The sequence below is a fragment of the Pirellulimonas nuda genome (genome assembly GCF_007750855.1).
GTDB lineage: Bacteria > Planctomycetota > Planctomycetia > Pirellulales > Lacipirellulaceae > Pirellulimonas > Pirellulimonas nuda.
Genome location: NZ_CP036291.1, coordinates 2,811,888 through 2,828,349, shown reverse-complemented (window position 1 = coordinate 2,828,349; position 16,462 = coordinate 2,811,888). Strand labels below are relative to the sequence as shown.

Sequence of the window (16,462 nt, the reverse complement as noted above, 5' to 3'; positions counted from 1 at the left end):
ACCGCCCATGGTCGCGTCGAGGTTGCGATCGTCGTTTCGGCCCGGAGAGTCGTCGCATCGCCGGCCCGGCCAGAGCCGGGCTTGCAAGCGCACGCAATCCCGCCACCGCAGGCGCCGCGGACGCTTCGACCTCGGGAGGGCGTCGAAACTTTTCGCCAGTTCCCTCAATTCTTTCTGTCCAATCCTGGCACCGGGGCGCGTAATGCTTAGTCGCACAATGCCGGCGACCGCTTGTCCCATCGAGACTTGGCTACATATTTCCCGCTTTTCTGCCGATTCTGGGCTCTTTTTTCACTCTTTGTCACGGAAACCTGCAGGAGTCCTCATGAGAATCGTAGGTACCCCGGCCCGACTGCGCCTGGTTGCTGTCGTGCCGCTCTGCACCCTGTCACTGGCGCTGATCAGCCCTGAAGCGAATGCTCAAGCTTGGGTCGATGGAGTGGGCGCTCCTTCCGTCTATAACACGCGAATTATTTCCGCCTTCAATGGCGGCGGGATTGATGGCTGGGGAGCGGTAAGGATGGCAAGCGGGACGACCAATACCGGGACGACCGCTCCGCTGCAAAACACCGATGGCGCGCTCCAAAACGTCGTCCCTCTTGGTGGGAATGGGGAAACCGACTCCTACGTCAACAAAGGGCTTGGCGCCAATCCCATCACCGTCGGCGACCTTCCGGGCCAGTACGATATTGTTCAGTTTGACTTGAAGTTTGACGTCCTTCCCCCCAACGATCCGGCTGTCTCCGGTTCCACTGCCCCAGATCCGAGGATCAAAGGAAGGAGCTTCTTGCAGAGCGGGCAGAATGGCGCCCCGACCAACGGCGTGAACTTCTATGAGGTGCCGTCCGGGGGCGCCCTGCCAGAGTTGCCGCTCGACAACAACTGGCACACCTACACGATTCAGCGCGACTTTAACAGTCCGTCGTGGAACGGCACCTACAATAATCTACGTATCGATCCGGTCGATGCCCTCCCGAAAGACGCGGCCGGAATCGCCGCCCTGCTTGGGACGGTGTTCTCGATTGACAATGTACTGGTCGGCCGGACTACCGCTGCCGAAGCGTTTCCTTTGATCTCGCCTCCTCTTACCAACATCGTTCGCAACGGCGACCTCTCGGACACGAGCAACGTGGTGCTTAATGGCCCGAACAATGGTGCATTCAACATTAACGGGGGCAATGGAAACTTTGGCCCCTTCCGAGGGAACACCGGGGACGTCGACGAGTGGAAACCGTACAACAACAACCCCAATTCGATCGTTGAAGCTGTAGCCAATGGGGGAGTTTTGGATATTGGCGATGACGGTTCCTACTACCTCGACACCCACTGGGCTACGGGCGCCGAACGGTTCTCACTCAACTCGGCGGGAGGTTACCTCAACGGCGTTGTTCAGACGGATATTCTGAACGGGGTGGTCATCGACGCCGCCGCTACTTACGAGTTCGCCTTCGACTTGAATTTCGCCAACCGCGACTCAAACCCGAACTCGAACCTCAAGGCTGCACTGACGCTCGGAGCCAACCAAACCGATGCGAGCTCAGCGGGAGCCGTCTCGTTGTTCGAGAACCAACTGAGCAGTCTCACTGCGGGCGACCGGCAGGTCGTCTCGGTTAGTGGCGCCACTCTCCAAGCGGCCAAGAACAGCGGTCAACAGGTGAACCTAATTCTGCAATCGCTGAACACCACGGACATTCCCAACTTTCCTGGAGGCACTCCCGTGCCGAATGACCAGGCGAACGGGCAGGTTGTCTCTCAGGTGCAGATCGACAACATCTCTCTGGTCAAGCTGTTCAGCATACCGGCGGGCGATGTCAACAAGGATGGCTCGGTCACCCAGGCCGACGTCGCCTTGGCGCAGCTCTACCTCGACGGAAACGGCGGCACGCCCGCGGTGGACAGGCAAAACGAGCTGTTGAATACCCCGGCGTTTAACTTGCCAGCCGATGTGCTAGCCTCACTAAATCTAAACGACTTTGACCTGACCGGGGACCTGTTCTTCGACGCGCAAGACGTAACCGCGATTGCTGCCCTAGTTGTCAATCTTCCGGGTGACTTCAATGGCGATGGCTTCGTAGACGCTGCCGACTACACCGTGTGGCGGGACAACCTCGGCGCCAATGAGTCCGTGCTGCCTCCCGGAACTGGCAACGGGTCTGCGACGGTCGATGCAGGCGACTACACCGTATGGAAGAACAGTTTCGGCTCGCCCGCGTCGGCCGGTCTTAGTGCATCCCAAGCCTCGGTGCCCGAACCGGCGACCCTCGGCCTAATGTTGCTGGCGTGTGCCGCTATTGCTGTAACGCGTCGTCACTCATGCTGAAACCCTTTCGAGCAGTCATTAGCTGCGTGACCTGATCGGAGCGGCGGGGGGCAGCAGCCGCTCTGGTCAGTTTTGACCTCCCCAAGCCCACCCGGAGAAATCCGTCAGTCCCTTGGGCTGTGTATCGCCGCGAGGGTGAGTCACCCACAACTCGAAACCGCTGGTCCATCTGGGTTTCTTGTGGGCGGGAAACCTCAACTCGGGCTCGAAGGAAGGGGGCTCGTGAAATTTTGCGCATAGGGTTTTTTGGATCAGAGCGGGTTCTAGTGTACTGCATCAATCAGAGGTGACCTTATCTGCGGAGGCCTCTTCGGGACAGATTAGTGTTTCCAGCTGAAACCGACCGCCCAAATCGGCGATCGATATGATCAGGTAAAAGTGACGCACTACACTAGCCCCTTCGTCGTCGACTTGATCGGTGGGCGCCGCGCGTTCTCGCATCCTGCAGCAACAGCGTTGGAGCTTCGGTCATGCCGCTGGCGATCGAGGCCGAGGTGCGGCGGTCGCCCTGGTTCGGCTTGGTCCTGAGCCGACTATCTTGGTCCCGGCGTGCCTGGCCCGAGATGGCCTTCTCCACAAGTCGCAGAACGGCGAAAGGCCCAACTGGCAGGCCGAGGTTAGCGGCCTTATGCTCATAAGAATCGTCGCTCAAGATCCATCTGGCCCCACGGCGCTGGGGCTGTTGCTTGACGCTTCTAGTACACGGCAGCCGAGATCGACGGGAGACTTAGGATGTTTGCTGAGAAAAGTCGATTCAAGTCGTGCGCCGCGTTGACGGCCTTCCTGTTGGCTGTCGCCCTGGGAACGTCGCCCGCTCGGGCTCGTCCGAACGTGCTCTTTATTGCTGTTGACGACCTGAACGACTGGGTGGGCTTCCTCGATGGCCACCCGCAGGTCAAGACTCCCAATATGGACCGATTGGCGCGGCGGGGCGTCGTGTTCTTGAGCGCACACTGCGCAGCGCCGTTGTGCTGCCCCTCCAGAGCGGCGGTGTTCAGCGGCCAACAGCCCTTTCATACGGGCGTGTACGACAACCAGCAACAGATCCGCAAGCTCAGGCCCAAACTGACGCTGCTACCGGAGTACTTTCACGCCCACGGCTATCGAACGTTGGGCGCCGGAAAACTGATGCACCGCGAGTTCCGAGACTTGTACGACGCCGCGTTCTTCACCGAGCAGCGGTGGAGCCCCTACCACAGCAAGGAACCGCTTTCGGCGCCCCTGTCGTCACGATTGCCGCTGCGACCGCTCAACGGCATGCCCAACGACCGAGAGCGGCTGCAGCCGGGCCGGTTCAGTTCGTTCGATTGGGGCGCCGTCGACGTCCACGACGAAGCAATGGGCGACGGCAAGATCGCGAACTGGTCTGCGGAGCAACTACGCGACGGAGCCGCCACGAAGACCCCGTTCTTCCTGGCGACCGGCTTCTATCGACCACACATTCCGCTGTATGCGCCGCGCAAGTACTTCGACATGTACCCCGCAGCCCAAACGACGGTCCCGCAAGTCCCCTCCAACGACCTGGACGACTTAGGAACGGAGGCCGTCTCGCTAGCCCACTCCATCGACACCGCGGGGCTGCACCAGAGCGTGCTGCGGCACGGCCAGTGGAAGCAGGCCGTGGCTGCCTACCTGGCATGCATCTCCTTCGTCGACGCGCAGATCGGCGAATTGCTCGACGCGCTCGACGAAAGCCCGCACGCGGAGAACACGCTCGTAGTTCTGTGGAGCGACCACGGCTGGCACCTGGGCGAAAAAGAGCATTGGGGGAAAACCACGGGGTGGGAACGCTCCACTCGAGTGCCGCTGGTGATCGTGCCCCCTAAGAGAGACGCCGGCTTGTACGCCACCGGCGGGCGGTGCGAAGAGACGGTGGGGTTGATCGATTTGTACCCGACTCTAATCCAGATGTGCGGCTTGGACCCCAAGCCGGGGCTCGATGGAGTTTCGCTCGTCCCTCAGCTACTCCGGCCCGAAACCCGGACCAACCGGGTCGTAATCACAACGGTCAACAAGGGAGTCTACTCGGCCCGCGACCTCCGCTGGCGGCTGATTCGCTACTCCGATGGCTCCTGTGAACTGTACGATCACCAGAGCGATACCCAGGAATGGAACAACTTGGCGGACAACGAGCGCTACACCGCGGTCAAGCAGAGGCTGATGCGCTCGCTGCCAAGCCTCTCCGAGGGGGCGCCGTGAGGGAGGTGGAGTTTCGAGCCGCCCACTACTGATCGCTTGAGAGGTTTGCGCCAGAATTGGTGGACGAAACTGCATTCCCGCGGCTTATTCGAGCGGTCGGCTGAGCAAATCGCGACAACTGACCAGAGTAGGTCAGGGAGCCGCGGTGTCAGTGCAAGGGCGTCAAGCGCCGCTCTCGGGGAGAGGGGCGGCGGCCACCCCGTACATCTGCTTGTAACCCCCATTCGCGGCGTTGGCCCCGCAAGTCACGACGCCGGGGCTGGTGACATCTTTCTTCCAGATGGTAAAGGTCTGATCGATGCTCTTTCCCGGGCCTAGCCCTGGGAACTTTCGTCGCAACACCCGGTTGCGTTCGTCGACGTGCGGCCCCTCGTCGAGCCCGATCTTGTCTCCCGTGTTGACAAAACCTTCTGCCAGCCATGCGGGTGTCGGCACGCGGTCATCAAAGAGCACATAGAGCGTGCAGGGCTGCTTGACCGAGACGTACATCTCGAACGAGGACATGCCCTTGAGATTGCTGAAACCCCGCACAAAATCGGCCCCGCGGAGGTACTGGGGCATGCCTGCCGCGTCGACGCCGTTCCACTGATGGTAGCCGCGGTCGGCGTAGGCGACCGCGTCTTCGCACATTCCGCTGGCGACGATCTCGTAGAAGTACGAAGCCTCCTCGTCGCGGATCAGGTTGTCGGACACTGACGCGATGACCCGCCCCGATCTCTTGATCTGCTGGGTAAAGTGCTCGTCGGGCAGCACGTAGTCGGCGCTCACGAACGACGCCAACGGAGCGACGCCGCTGAAGCGGTCGATCTCGACCCCTTCGCCTGTGTGGACGCGTTTGGCCGTGAAGGGGACGGGAGGGCCGTCACGACGCTTGGGCGGCTTGATGTCTACCTCGCCGTCAAACACCACCACCTCGGTCCCCCTGTCGGACGACGCAGAAACCCCGAACACCGTGCCTAGGTCGACTACCTGCACCTCAAGGGTGTCGACGGTGAAGCCGTGGCCGAGCTCGCCAACATCGGCGGTCAACCGGCCCTCGGCCATATCGACCGACAGTGGCGAACGCGGGGTAAAAACCGCCGGCGCCAGCACCGCCGACTGCACCCCGCTGCTGAACCGCACGTAGATCGATCCGGAGAGCAGGCACACTTCCTCGTCGGGCCGCAACTCGATGGGCTGATGCAGCTCGGCGCTGACGCCGCCGATAAACAGGCGGCAGCCCTCCGATCCGTTCACGATCTTGGCGACCGACTCTGCAGCGACTCCTGGGGTATCCCTGGCCGAACGCCAATGACTTACGCCAAACGCAAGCAGCAATGCGCAGGCGAGGGCCCCGATCGCGACGCCGACGCTGTGCGCCCAGTAGACCCGGGGCGGCGGACTGGGCCGCTCAAACCCACCGGCGGGCTTGCTCGCGCCGACGCGATGCGGCGCCGCCGTAGTGACATCGACGTCATCGACTCTGCGGCTGCGGCGGGACCTCCACAATAACCCGGCATGCACCCGACGTATCTCTAGGTAGGCGGCCCGAGACTCCGGCGACTGTTTGATCGCATGCTGCAATGCGAGGAAATCGTCCGGACTGATCGTGTCGTCGCACAACGCGGCAGCGAGCCGTCGCACCTCGCCAATCGATATTGGCGAGGTGTTGGGAAGCGGGTTGTCAGACATCGGCGTGACCCTCCTGTGCCAAGCTCGCTCGGATGCAAGCCGCGAGTTGTTCGCGGATTCGGATCAGCTTCTTGTAGATAGTGCTGGCGGGGCGGCCTAGAGCGTCGCCGATCTCCGGAACGCTCCGCTCGTGGGTGTAGCGGGCCTCGATGATCTCCCTATCCCGGGCGGGCAGCACGGAAAGGCAACGCGATAGGGCCTCGCTCCTCAGGCTGGCCCACAGCGGTTGGGCGTTGAGCTCGTCCGCCAGCGCGTGGGTCGTCTCTTCATCGAACCATAGCCGGCTCCTCGCGGTCCGCTGGCGGCAACGCAGCACTTCGATATACGCGAACCCACATGCCCAGCGATAGAAGTCCTTGCTCCTGTCGAACTCCTCCCGCTTCCGCCACAAAGTTACGCAGGTTTCTTGCAGCACGTCGTCAACGTCCGACGTGTTGTACACGAGCGACGCGATGTATCCGTGCAGCGAGGCGTAGTGCTCGCCGATGAGCACGACGAACTCCTCGACCTCGGATTGATGCTTCAAAACGCCATGACCGCGGTAAGCAGATAAGGCGGCTGCCGACCGCTCGCGAGGCGCGCGCCGCTGTTTAGGCTATCTTCTGACAGTATCCAACACGCCGGGCGAAGTTTTCCAAAAAAAATGCCCAGTAACAAGTAGCCGCTGCGGCGCACTCGCCGCAGGATAGTGCACGAGCGATGACCAATTTTTCACTCGATTTATTTGGAAAGGTTCGGCATCTTGAGTGGATATAGTGGTGCCAGAGCGGGCGGAGCGTTTTCCGCCTTGCTGACCCCAGGAGGCTGGCAACGGATCGACACGACGGCCTTTTCTGGTCTCTCTTATCGCTTTTAGATGACTTATCTCAAATCAGCCGTCTGGTCTTGCGCCCGCCGGCCTTTCGTATCGCCGAAGGATCTGCCCATGCTCGCTATGCAAACGCCACGCTCTCGCGGTGTTGCCGGAGCCCCTCGCCCCGCAAGCCGGAGCTGGTGGCGTTGTGTTGCCGTTGCCGGCGTGACCGTGCTGCTGGCCAATCCCGCCCAGTCTGCCAACCAGTTCTGGCAGGTCGCCGGTGTGGACGACTGGTACGGCGTCGATGGGGCCGATGGCTTAAGCAACAACTGGGACAACGGGCTCGGGGAGACTTTTGTACCGGGGGCCGGCTTTGACGAAATCGGTACCATCAACAACGGCGGTACTGCATTCGTCGCCATTATGCCAGACGGAAGCCTGTCTCAGCCCAACCCCGGCGGGGTGCTGCTAGGGCAGGGCGCCGCAGACAGCGGGACGCTCGAGATCCGCTCCGGCGGCCGCCTGACCGCGACCCCGTGGACATCCGACGGCTCCAACGGCAACATCGTCATCGGCCAGAGCGGCCTGGGGGTCGCCTCGGTCGCTCGTGGCGGAACGCTTGCCGGCCAATCGCTCACGGTGGGAGGGGCCGCGGGCAGTTCTTTGACGCTGGGCGCGGGCGCCAGCGGCACGGCGTCGGTGCAGATCGTCGGCAATGCCACCCTGGGCCGGACCACGCGGGTCACCGGGCCCAACGTCAACTTCCTGGCCGGCGGGAATGTTGCATTCTCCGGCCAAAGCACGCTGGTCGCCGAGATCACCTCACAAACGACGCACTCGGCGATCCGCGCGTCGGGCGCCGCGACGCTCGGCGGGGCGCTCCGCGTTGAGTTTGGCGGCGCCGTCACCCCGGCCGTCGGCAACACTTGGAACCTAGTCGACGCAGGGAGCGTGCAGGGGGGCTTCGCGACGATCGACCTGTCGTCCGCGCCCACTCCCACGGGTGGGGGCGGCTACAAGGTGCGGACCGTTAGCGGTGGACTCGGCTCAATCGTGCAATTGTCGGTGGCCCAACTGCTGACGCTCCGCGTCAATCTAGACCAGAACCGGGTCTTGCTTGAGAACCAAGGGGCGACGCCGGTGTCGATCGACGGCTACTCGATCCTCTCGTCGCTCGGCGCCCTCAACAACTCCCAAGCCGTGTGGAACAGCCTAGCGGACCAGCCGGTGGCCGGCTGGGAAGAGACCGCCACTTCGAGCAACGCAATCAGTGAACTAAGGCGCTCCGGAGCCACCAGCATCAACGGCAGTTTCTCGAAAGACCTGGGAACCATCTTTGCTCCGGTTTACCCCGCGTTTGGCGTAGACCCGCGCGACCTAGTTCTTGAGTACCGGGAGGCGGACGGTTCGATCACGAGGGGGAATGTGGTGTACGAGGGGACCGGCGTTGTCAACAACATCCGTCTTACCGTCGACCCAACGACGGGGGACGCGCAGCTCAAGAACGACTCGCCGTTCCAAGTCACCATTGACGGCTTTTCGGTGATTTCCGCGTCGGGCTCTTTGCAGCCGGCCGATTTCGACATCGTCAGCGGCTGGGAGAACGCCACGCCAACACCCACGGCGCTGTCTCAGTTGCTCCGCTCCGGATCAGTCACGCTCAATCAGAACGCGGCCTTCAACCTTGGGGACATTTACAACAACGTCAGCGGCACACGCGACCTGCAGATCGAGTTCAACACTCCCGGCGGCCCACTTGTGGGCGTCGTCACCTACGGGCCGATCATCGCCACGCCAAACCTGGATGGTGACTTTAACGGCGACGGTTCCGTGAACGCGGCCGACTACACCGTGTGGCGCGACGGCCTCGGGACAACGTACACCCAGGCCGACTACAACCTCTGGAAAAACAACTTCGGCGCCGGCACGGCGGTCGCCGCGATCACCGCGGCGACCGTGCCTGAGCCTGCCTCGGGGGCGATCCTAATGCTTGCCGCTGTCGGCTTGATGCTGAGTCGCGTGCGGGCAGCGGCACGCCCGGAGTGTTGCGCTGTTCCGTCCGCTGCCCCATTAAGAGGTTCTTTCCGATGACTTGTTGTTCAAGGTTTCTTTCGGGACTGACTGCGGCGCTGCTCGTGGCGGGCGCCGCGCGCGCCGACTGGAATCTGTTAGAGGATTTCGACGACCTAACGCCGGGCGCTATCGGGGGGCAAGGGGACTGGCTTACGAACCTTCAGGCGGGCGCCACGAGCAACGCGGCGTACGATGTAGCGGCCGATCCGGCGAACGCGGCCAACCAAACGATGCTAGTTACCGGGTTCAACGGCAACGGCTACCTGCCGCTTGGGACGGCCTCCATCGCCGAAGGCGCCACCAGCACTGTTTTTCTGCGGATGCGGGCCACGAACGATAGCGATCTGGTTTTCGGCGCCTCGGACATCGCCGACCCGGCCGGCGCCTTCGAGTCGTACGAGGGGCAGGTCGTGATGGGCAACCTGAAGAACGCCACCGCCCAACCCGGGGGCGACCCGCTGGACAACCAGTGGAAGGTGCGAAACGTCGGCGCGTTCGACAACCTTGGGACATTCAACCCCAACGAGTGGTACAACGTCTGGCTGGTGCTGAACAACGCTACGGACACGACGGGTTTCTACGTGTCGCTAGGCACGGGCGACGCCGCGCTGCTCGGCACGGGGGGCTTCCGCAACGGCACGGTCGACCCGCTTGTCTCGCTGCTGGTGAAGACGGGCGCCCGCCACAACAACTTCGCCTCGATGGGCTACATCGACGACATCTACATCGATAGCAGCGGTGAGAACCTGGTGATCCCCGAAGGCGTCGGCACGGGGGGCCCCTCTGGCGACTTCAACGGCGATGGCTCGGTGAACGCCGCCGATTACACGACCTGGCGGGACGGCCTGGGGACCACCTTCACACAGGCCGACTACGACGTTTGGAAGAGCAACTTCGGCGCCGGGCCGGCAACCGGCGCGGTCGCCGCATCGACCGTGCCAGAGCCCGCTACGGCGGTTCTTGCCACTCTTGGTTCGGTAGGCGCCCTGATGGCCGGGCGCCGCTCTGCGTTTTCTCGTTTCTTTTCTTAAAGGGAGGCTAGTACTAATGACCTACTTCTTGAGATGCACCGCCTTGATGCTGACGACGCTGGCCGTCGCCGGCAGCGCCCACGGGGCGTGGACCCTGCTTGATGACTTTGATAGCCTCGCGCTGGGAGCAGTCGGCGGCCAGGGCAACTGGACGACCACTACGGGGACCGGGAACGCGGCCTACAACGTTGCGGTCGACCCAGACGATGCGTCCAATCAGGCGCTGCTCGCGACGGGCTTCAACGAGAACGGGTATATCCCGCTAGGGGCAAACTCGATCGCCGAAGGCGCCACCGGAACCGTTTTTCTGCGGATGAGGACGAGCGACCTGAGCGACCTGGTGTTTGGCAGCAGCGACGTCGCCGCACCGGCGGGCTTCGGGGACTATGAGGGATACATGGTGATGGGCGTCAACGGCAACCCCGCCGTGAATACCTGGAAGGTTCGCAGTGGCGGCGGCTTCTCGAACTTCGGCCCATACACCGCGGACGAATGGTACAACGTGTGGCTCGTGCTCGACAACGCTGCCGACACGAACAGCCTCTACATCTCTCAAGGCTCGGACGCCGCTTTGCTGCTGGGCTCCGGCGCCTTCCGCAATGGAACGACCGATCCCCTGGTGTCGCTCAACATTCGCATGGGCGCTTCGCACAACAACAACAACGCGCAAGGCTACCTCGATGACATTTACATCGACCCATCCGGCGTGAACCTCGGGAATCCCGTCGCGCCCGTGCCAGAGCCGGCGACGATTACTGTCGCGCTTGCGACGCTGCTTGGGCTCAGCGGCGTGTTGCGTCGTCGCGTCATGTGAAGTTCGCTGTCGATCGGGACGCGCCGCATCGCAGCGACGCGTCCCGGTTCGGCGGCAATCGGCCGGACAACCTAAATGGCGCCACCCCGACCCCGCTTGTCGTTGGAACAGAGTCGACGAACCGCCCAAGAGTCACGCCGACTATCCGGCCCAACGATCTACCAACCGCCTCTTTCGAACAGCCCAGTACCGACTCTCTTTTGGAGACACAGAATGAAACTTATCAAGCCGGCGATCGCCGTGCTGCTCGTGTTGGCGACCGGTCACTTGCACGCGCAGTGGAGCCCGCTGAGCGACTTCGAGACGCTCAACCTCGGCCCGGTTGGCGGTCAGGGGGGCTGGACCACGACGACCGGCACCGGAAACGCGGCCTACGCTGTCGCCGCGGACCCGGCCAACCCGGCGAACAAGGCGCTCTTGGCGACCGGCTTCAACGAGAACGCGTACATCCCCCTCGGAGCAAGCGCCATCGCTGACGGCACGACCGGAACGCTGTTCTTCCGGATGCGAACCAGCGACCTGAGCGACCTGGTGTTCGGCAGCAGCGACGTTGCTGCGCCCGCGGGCTTCGGCGACTATGAGGGCTACATGGTCATGGGCGTCAATGGCGCGCCCGCCGTGAACACCTGGAAGGTTCGCGCAGGGGCCGGCTTCGCGAACTTTGAGGCCTACGCGGCCGACACTTGGTACAACGTGTGGGTCGTCTTGGATAACGCTGCGGACACCAACAGCCTCTACATCTCACAGGGATCGGGCGCCGCGACGCTTTTGGGCTCGGGCGCCTTCCGCAACGGCACCGCGGATCCGCTGGTGTCCCTGAACCTCAGAATGGGCGCCTCGCACAACACCAATAACGCTCAAGGCTACCTTGACGACATCTACGTAGATAAGTCGGGGCAGAATCTGGCGATCCCCTCGGGCATCGGCTCGGTGGCGCTGCCGGGCGACGTGAATCTAAACGGCGTGGTCGACATCAACGACTACTTCTTAATCCGCGATCACTTCCGACAGGCTGTCGCCGACCCGAAGCTTGGGGACCTCACGGGGCCGAGCAGCGTCCGCGACGGCATCGTCGACTTCTACGACTTCGCCGAGTGGAAGGCCAACGCGCCGCCGCAGGCGGTAGCGCTCGCGCTCGGGCTGCCCGTACCCGAGCCCGGGTCGCTTACGCTGCTTGTCGGCACGGCGTTCGTCTTGGCAATTAGGCGGCGTAGCCGCTGAGCAATGAACGTCCGGCCGGTTGACGCAGTACTCATTCTAACCAGTCCGTAGGAAGGAATCGCCGATGTCACGCCGATCTTCGCAGGCTTTTACTCTTGTCGAGCTGCTGGTGGTCATCGCGATCATCGGGATCTTAGTCGCGCTTTTGCTGCCGGCGGTGCAGGCGGCGCGTGAGGCCGCCCGCCGCACCGAGTGCACCAACAAGCTGAAGCAAGCAAGCCTATCACTGCAGAACTATCATTCGGCTAGGCGGGAGTTCCCGCCGGGTGTTGTCATCGACGAGGCCTGCTGCGATCGATCGATGAAGACCTACACCAATTGGTGCATCGAGACGTTGCCCTACATGGAGAACGAAAACCTCCAGTCGCTCTACGACCGCTCGGCGGATTCGGGCGACGCGTCGAACGCCAGCTTCCGCGAGACGTTCATCAAGGAGCTCTTCTGCCCCTCCGACTACGAACCCGAACTACTGCTGCCAGAGAGCGGCCCGGGCGGGGGCTGGACGGCGCAGAGCACGCGCAACCCTCGCTTGTTCATGACTTCGTCGTACCGCGGCATGTCGGGCCGCACCGACGGAAGGACTACTTGGTACCTCGCCGAAGACCTGCCCACTTCCAACACGTCAGACACCCCGATTCCATTCGGTTGGAGGGGTCCCTTGCACGTGGTGCGCGTCGATGAGGCGGGCTTCCCCGTTGGCCGGAACTCGGTGACGCTCCGCCCCGAGAAGGTAGCCAGGATCACCGACGGAACCAGTAAGACCATCCTGCTGGGGGAGCAGACCAACCTGCACCCGCCCCGACGAACCTTCTGGGCCTATTCTTTCGGAAACTACATCCTCTCGTCGGCAGCGCCGCAGCGTCGAACCTTTTTGGCCGACTACAACGAGTGCACGATGCAGGGGGGCACGGGCGGCGCTCGCCCTTGCATGGCGGGTTGGTACAGCAACCACCCGGGCGGCATTAACGTGCAGATGTGCGACGGCTCGGGGAGCTTTATCAACTTTGATATCGACATGACGGTGTTCGTCAGCATGGGGAGCGTAGCGGGGGAGGAGGTGGTCAGTGGCGCCGATCTATAACCCATCCGTGATTCGCCGCTTCACCGTGATCGCCGCCGTCGCCCTGGGCCTTGCCGGCTGCGGCGGCGGAGTGACCTACGCGCCGGTCGAGGGGAACGTCACGTCCGGCGACAAGCCCGAGGTCGGCATCCAAGTGACCTTCGAGCCGGTAGGCGGCAAACCGGGGCAGCTTGCTGTCGGCGTCACGGACGCGACCGGCCACTACACGCTCGCGGCGCCAAAGGGCCGCCCCGTGGGCGCTATCGTGGGCAGTAACAAGGTCACCCTGAGCGTCTATCAAGAAGCGCCGGGGGACGAGTTCACGGTGCTCCCAAAGCGGAACATCCCACTTCCATTTCGTGACGGCAGCCGGGTGCTCGACGTGCCCGCAGAAGGAATCAAGGACGCCAATTTTGATCTGAAGAATGCAGGCGGATAGGCGATCGGCAGGAACAGATAGGCAAATCGACCAGGCGTTTCAAACAACATGATCGAGTGCTGCCAGGCAATTCATCCCCACACAAGCCCTACCCAGACGAGCAACTTGAAACTCGACTTCCGCTTGCGGCGTGGCGCGGCCCTGCTGGCGCTGGTTGGCGCCTTGACGGGTCTAACCCAGTACGCATCTGCACAACTCAGCAATCCGATCCCGACCCCGATCACCAAGCAGGGGCTGCGGGTACAGATTGAAGATTTTGTGCAGATGCCCGATACGCGCGGCACGCTAGGGAACAAGCCCGACCAGAACAATAGCCGTGCGCGGATCAACTTCTTGCGCGAGGCGCCCGATGGCCGGCTCTTTGTCAATGATCTTCGGGGGCAGATCTACTCAGTCGATAAGCAGACGGGCCAGTCGCAGGTGTTTGTCGATATCGACGCCGCGAACGGCGGCGCTAGCTCGATCTTCCGGGACGCCCGGTTCCAAGGGGGGCTGGCCGCGGGCCTGATCAGCTTCAACTTCCACCCCGAGTTCGAGACCAACGGACTCTTCTACACGATCCACTTGGAGCGGGCGCAGGACGTCACTGCTGTTCCGGGGTTTGCTACCGTCGATTTTCGTCCGGGCGTGCAGACCAAGTGGCACACGATCGTCACCGAGTGGGACGCCGCCAACCCCGAGGCCGCCACCTGGAACGAGGCGACCGGCAGCCGCCGCGAGCTGCTCCGCGTGGGGACCTCAGCCGACGCCTACTTCCACCCCTTCGGCGACCTCGAGTTCAACCCCAGCTCGCAACCCGGCGACGACGACTACGGCCTGCTGTACATCTCCGGCGGCGACTGGGGCTACATCAACGGCGCCGGGGCGCCGCAGGGGAGTGGCACCGACGGCCAGCCCGGCCAGTTGCAGCGACTGGACACGATGGCGGGCACGATGATCCGCATCGACCCGCGCAGCCCCTCGGTCTCTGGCGGCATCGCCGCGACACGGGGCGACTACACCATCCCCGCCATCAACCCCTTTGTGGACGGCGATCCGAACACGTTTGACGAGGTCTACGCCCTCGGCTTCCGCAACGCCCACCGTATGGCTTGGGACGACGACGGGACGCTGTTTGTCACCAACATTGGCCACACCGCGATCGAAGAGATCGAGCGGGTTATCCCCGGCGGCAACTATGGCTGGACCGAGCGCGAAGGAACGTTCATCAACACCGCCAGCAGCGGTGGCAGCAACGGCGCCGACCAGGTGTTCCCGATGAACCTCACCCCTGAACAGGACGTTGACTTCCGTGGCGAACCGTTCCTCTACCCCACGGCCCAGTTCGACCACGGGGAGGGATCGGCCATCGCGGGTGGGTTCATCTACAAGGGATCGATGATCCCGGAGCTCCAGGGCAAGTTCGTGTTCGGCGACATCGTCAACGGCCGATTGTTCGCGACCGACGTCGAGACGATGAAAAACATCGACCTGACCGACCACACCACTACCGCCGCGGTCGAAGAGATCCAGCTCTTTACCAAGAACGCCCAGGGGGTCGAGACCAACATCGACCTGCGCTCGGCCTACTTTGGCGGCGGTCGTGTCGACCTGCGGTTCGGTCAGACCAGCGACGGTGAGATCTGGCTGCTCACCAAGACTGACGGCTTCGTCCGTCGCTTGGTGGGGGAGGGCCCCGGGCCGCTTGAGTTGCTGGTCAACCGGGAAACCGGCTTGGTGACCCTGATCAACAACAACGGCGACGATGTCGCCATCGACGGCTACTCGATCCTATCCGCCAGCGGCGGACTCGACCCAACCGGTTGGCAGAGCTTGGCTTCGCGCCAATACGAAGGCTGGGAAGAAGCTAGCCCCACAGCAAACGCGTTGTCTGAGCTGAACGCCGACGGCACGCTCGACATCGCCGGGAGCGGGTCGATCGCGTTCGGAAACCCTTTCGTCGGGACGCAGGTGGCCTTTGGAATGAACCTAGAAGACATCGCCTTTGAGTACCGCACCGCGGGTGGGCTGGTAGTTCAAGGCAACGTCACCTACGAGGGGGTTGGCAAGTCGAACAACCTCTCCCTGCTCGTCGATCCGGTCACCGGCGAGGCGTCGCTGGTCAACGACTCGGAGTTCTCGGTCACGCTCGGCGGCTATTCAATCCTCTCCGCATCGGGCGCGCTGGACCCGGGTGACGCCGCTTGGGAGAGCCTCGCCGACCAGGGACGCGTCGGATGGGATGAGGGGTCGCCGACGCAATTCGCGCTCAGCGAGCTGTCGCCGGGGGGCGTCCTGCTCGCACCGGGCGAGGCCTTCGACCTCGGCGAGATCCTCGCCGCGAGCGCCGACGACCTCGTGCTTGAGTTCCTCGTTGATGGCGAAGGCGCCCCAAGACTGGGCAGTGTTTCCTATATGCTTCGCGGCGATTTCAACAGCGACGGCGTCGTGGACGCCGCCGACTACACCCTTTGGCGTGACAACCTTGGGGGCGCCGGCGGCGCGGCCGACGGTACCGGAGCGGTCGCGGGCGTTGCCGACGGCGTCGTCGACATCGCCGACTACCAACTCTGGCGTGAACACTTCGGCAACCAGGCGCCAGGCGCCGGCGCGGCCGGCGGCGTTCCGACCCCCGAGCCCGGTTGCCTAACGCTGTTCGGCTTGGTCGCCACGATGCTCTCCTTCCGGCAACCCAATCGGGCTCGCGGCTAGCGAGTGCCGGACTTGCCGCGCGATCAACGCAGCCCGATAGAGCGTTCGATCTTGGAGATGGCGCCTGCTCCGATGGGCCCACAATCCGCTTCTTGGCCCGCGGGCGAGCCGGAATCGCGGGCCACCGGCGGTGCTTGAAGGCAGAAA

The 16,462-nt window shown here is 63.1% G+C and carries 11 protein-coding genes; 9 read left to right on the top strand and 2 right to left on the bottom strand.

Translation table 11 applies throughout. The features are described 5' to 3' along the window. The first annotated feature begins 325 nt into the window (after nucleotides 1-325). Nucleotides 326-2,320: a PEP-CTERM sorting domain-containing protein gene (locus Pla175_RS11310; RefSeq protein WP_197527432.1), complete on the top strand. Its 1,995-nt coding sequence runs from the start codon at nucleotides 326-328 to the stop codon at nucleotides 2,318-2,320. A 732-nt stretch (nucleotides 2,321-3,052) separates the two neighbouring features. Continuing rightward, a complete protein-coding gene (locus Pla175_RS11305; RefSeq protein WP_145284413.1) occupies nucleotides 3,053-4,519 on the top strand; it encodes a sulfatase in 1,467 nt (488 codons plus the stop codon). A 162-nt stretch (nucleotides 4,520-4,681) separates the two neighbouring features. On the opposite strand, the gene Pla175_RS11300 is transcribed toward Pla175_RS11305, so the two are convergent. Both Pla175_RS11300 and Pla175_RS11295 read right to left on the bottom strand, forming a co-directional pair. Continuing rightward, nucleotides 4,682-6,190 carry a FecR domain-containing protein gene (locus Pla175_RS11300; protein WP_145284410.1) on the bottom strand — a complete coding sequence of 503 codons (1,509 nt, stop codon included), beginning with the start codon at nucleotides 6,188-6,190 and terminating at the stop codon, nucleotides 4,682-4,684. After that, nucleotides 6,183-6,716 carry a sigma-70 family RNA polymerase sigma factor gene (locus tag Pla175_RS11295; protein WP_145284407.1) on the bottom strand — a complete coding sequence of 178 codons (534 nt, stop codon included), beginning with the start codon at nucleotides 6,714-6,716 and terminating at the stop codon, nucleotides 6,183-6,185. Before Pla175_RS11295 ends, Pla175_RS11300 begins: the two co-directional genes overlap by 8 nt. Nucleotides 6,717-7,115: 399 nt before the next feature. Here Pla175_RS11295 and Pla175_RS11290 point away from each other — a divergent pair, with 399 nt between their 5' ends. The 7 genes from Pla175_RS11290 (at nucleotide 7,116) to Pla175_RS11260 (ending at nucleotide 16,315) form a co-directional block, all read left to right on the top strand. Continuing rightward, nucleotides 7,116-9,077 (top strand): autotransporter outer membrane beta-barrel domain-containing protein, encoded by a 1,962-nt coding sequence (locus Pla175_RS11290; RefSeq protein ID WP_145284404.1) that lies wholly within the window; start codon nucleotides 7,116-7,118, stop codon nucleotides 9,075-9,077. Beyond that, nucleotides 9,074-10,090, top strand: coding sequence for a hypothetical protein (locus Pla175_RS11285; protein WP_145284401.1), 1,017 nt, complete (start codon nucleotides 9,074-9,076; stop codon nucleotides 10,088-10,090). Before Pla175_RS11290 ends, Pla175_RS11285 begins: the two co-directional genes overlap by 4 nt. Nucleotides 10,091-10,106: 16 nt before the next feature. Next, complete coding sequence (locus Pla175_RS11280; RefSeq protein ID WP_145284397.1) at nucleotides 10,107-10,904, top strand: hypothetical protein; 798 nt, start codon at nucleotides 10,107-10,109, stop codon at nucleotides 10,902-10,904. A 213-nt stretch (nucleotides 10,905-11,117) separates the two neighbouring features. After that, nucleotides 11,118-12,125 (top strand): hypothetical protein, encoded by a 1,008-nt coding sequence (locus tag Pla175_RS11275; protein ID WP_145284394.1) that lies wholly within the window; start codon nucleotides 11,118-11,120, stop codon nucleotides 12,123-12,125. A 64-nt stretch (nucleotides 12,126-12,189) separates the two neighbouring features. Then, nucleotides 12,190-13,206, top strand: coding sequence for a DUF1559 family PulG-like putative transporter (locus Pla175_RS11270; protein ID WP_145284391.1), 1,017 nt, complete (start codon nucleotides 12,190-12,192; stop codon nucleotides 13,204-13,206). Between the two features lie 7 nt (nucleotides 13,207-13,213). Then, the gene (locus tag Pla175_RS11265; RefSeq protein ID WP_145284388.1) at nucleotides 13,214-13,624 is read left to right on the top strand and encodes a hypothetical protein; all 411 of its coding nucleotides are present in this window, start codon (nucleotides 13,214-13,216) and stop codon (nucleotides 13,622-13,624) included. 105 nt (nucleotides 13,625-13,729) lie between these two features. Continuing rightward, nucleotides 13,730-16,315 carry a PQQ-dependent sugar dehydrogenase gene (locus Pla175_RS11260; protein ID WP_197527431.1) on the top strand — a complete coding sequence of 862 codons (2,586 nt, stop codon included), beginning with the start codon at nucleotides 13,730-13,732 and terminating at the stop codon, nucleotides 16,313-16,315. Nucleotides 16,316-16,462 lie beyond the last annotated feature (147 nt).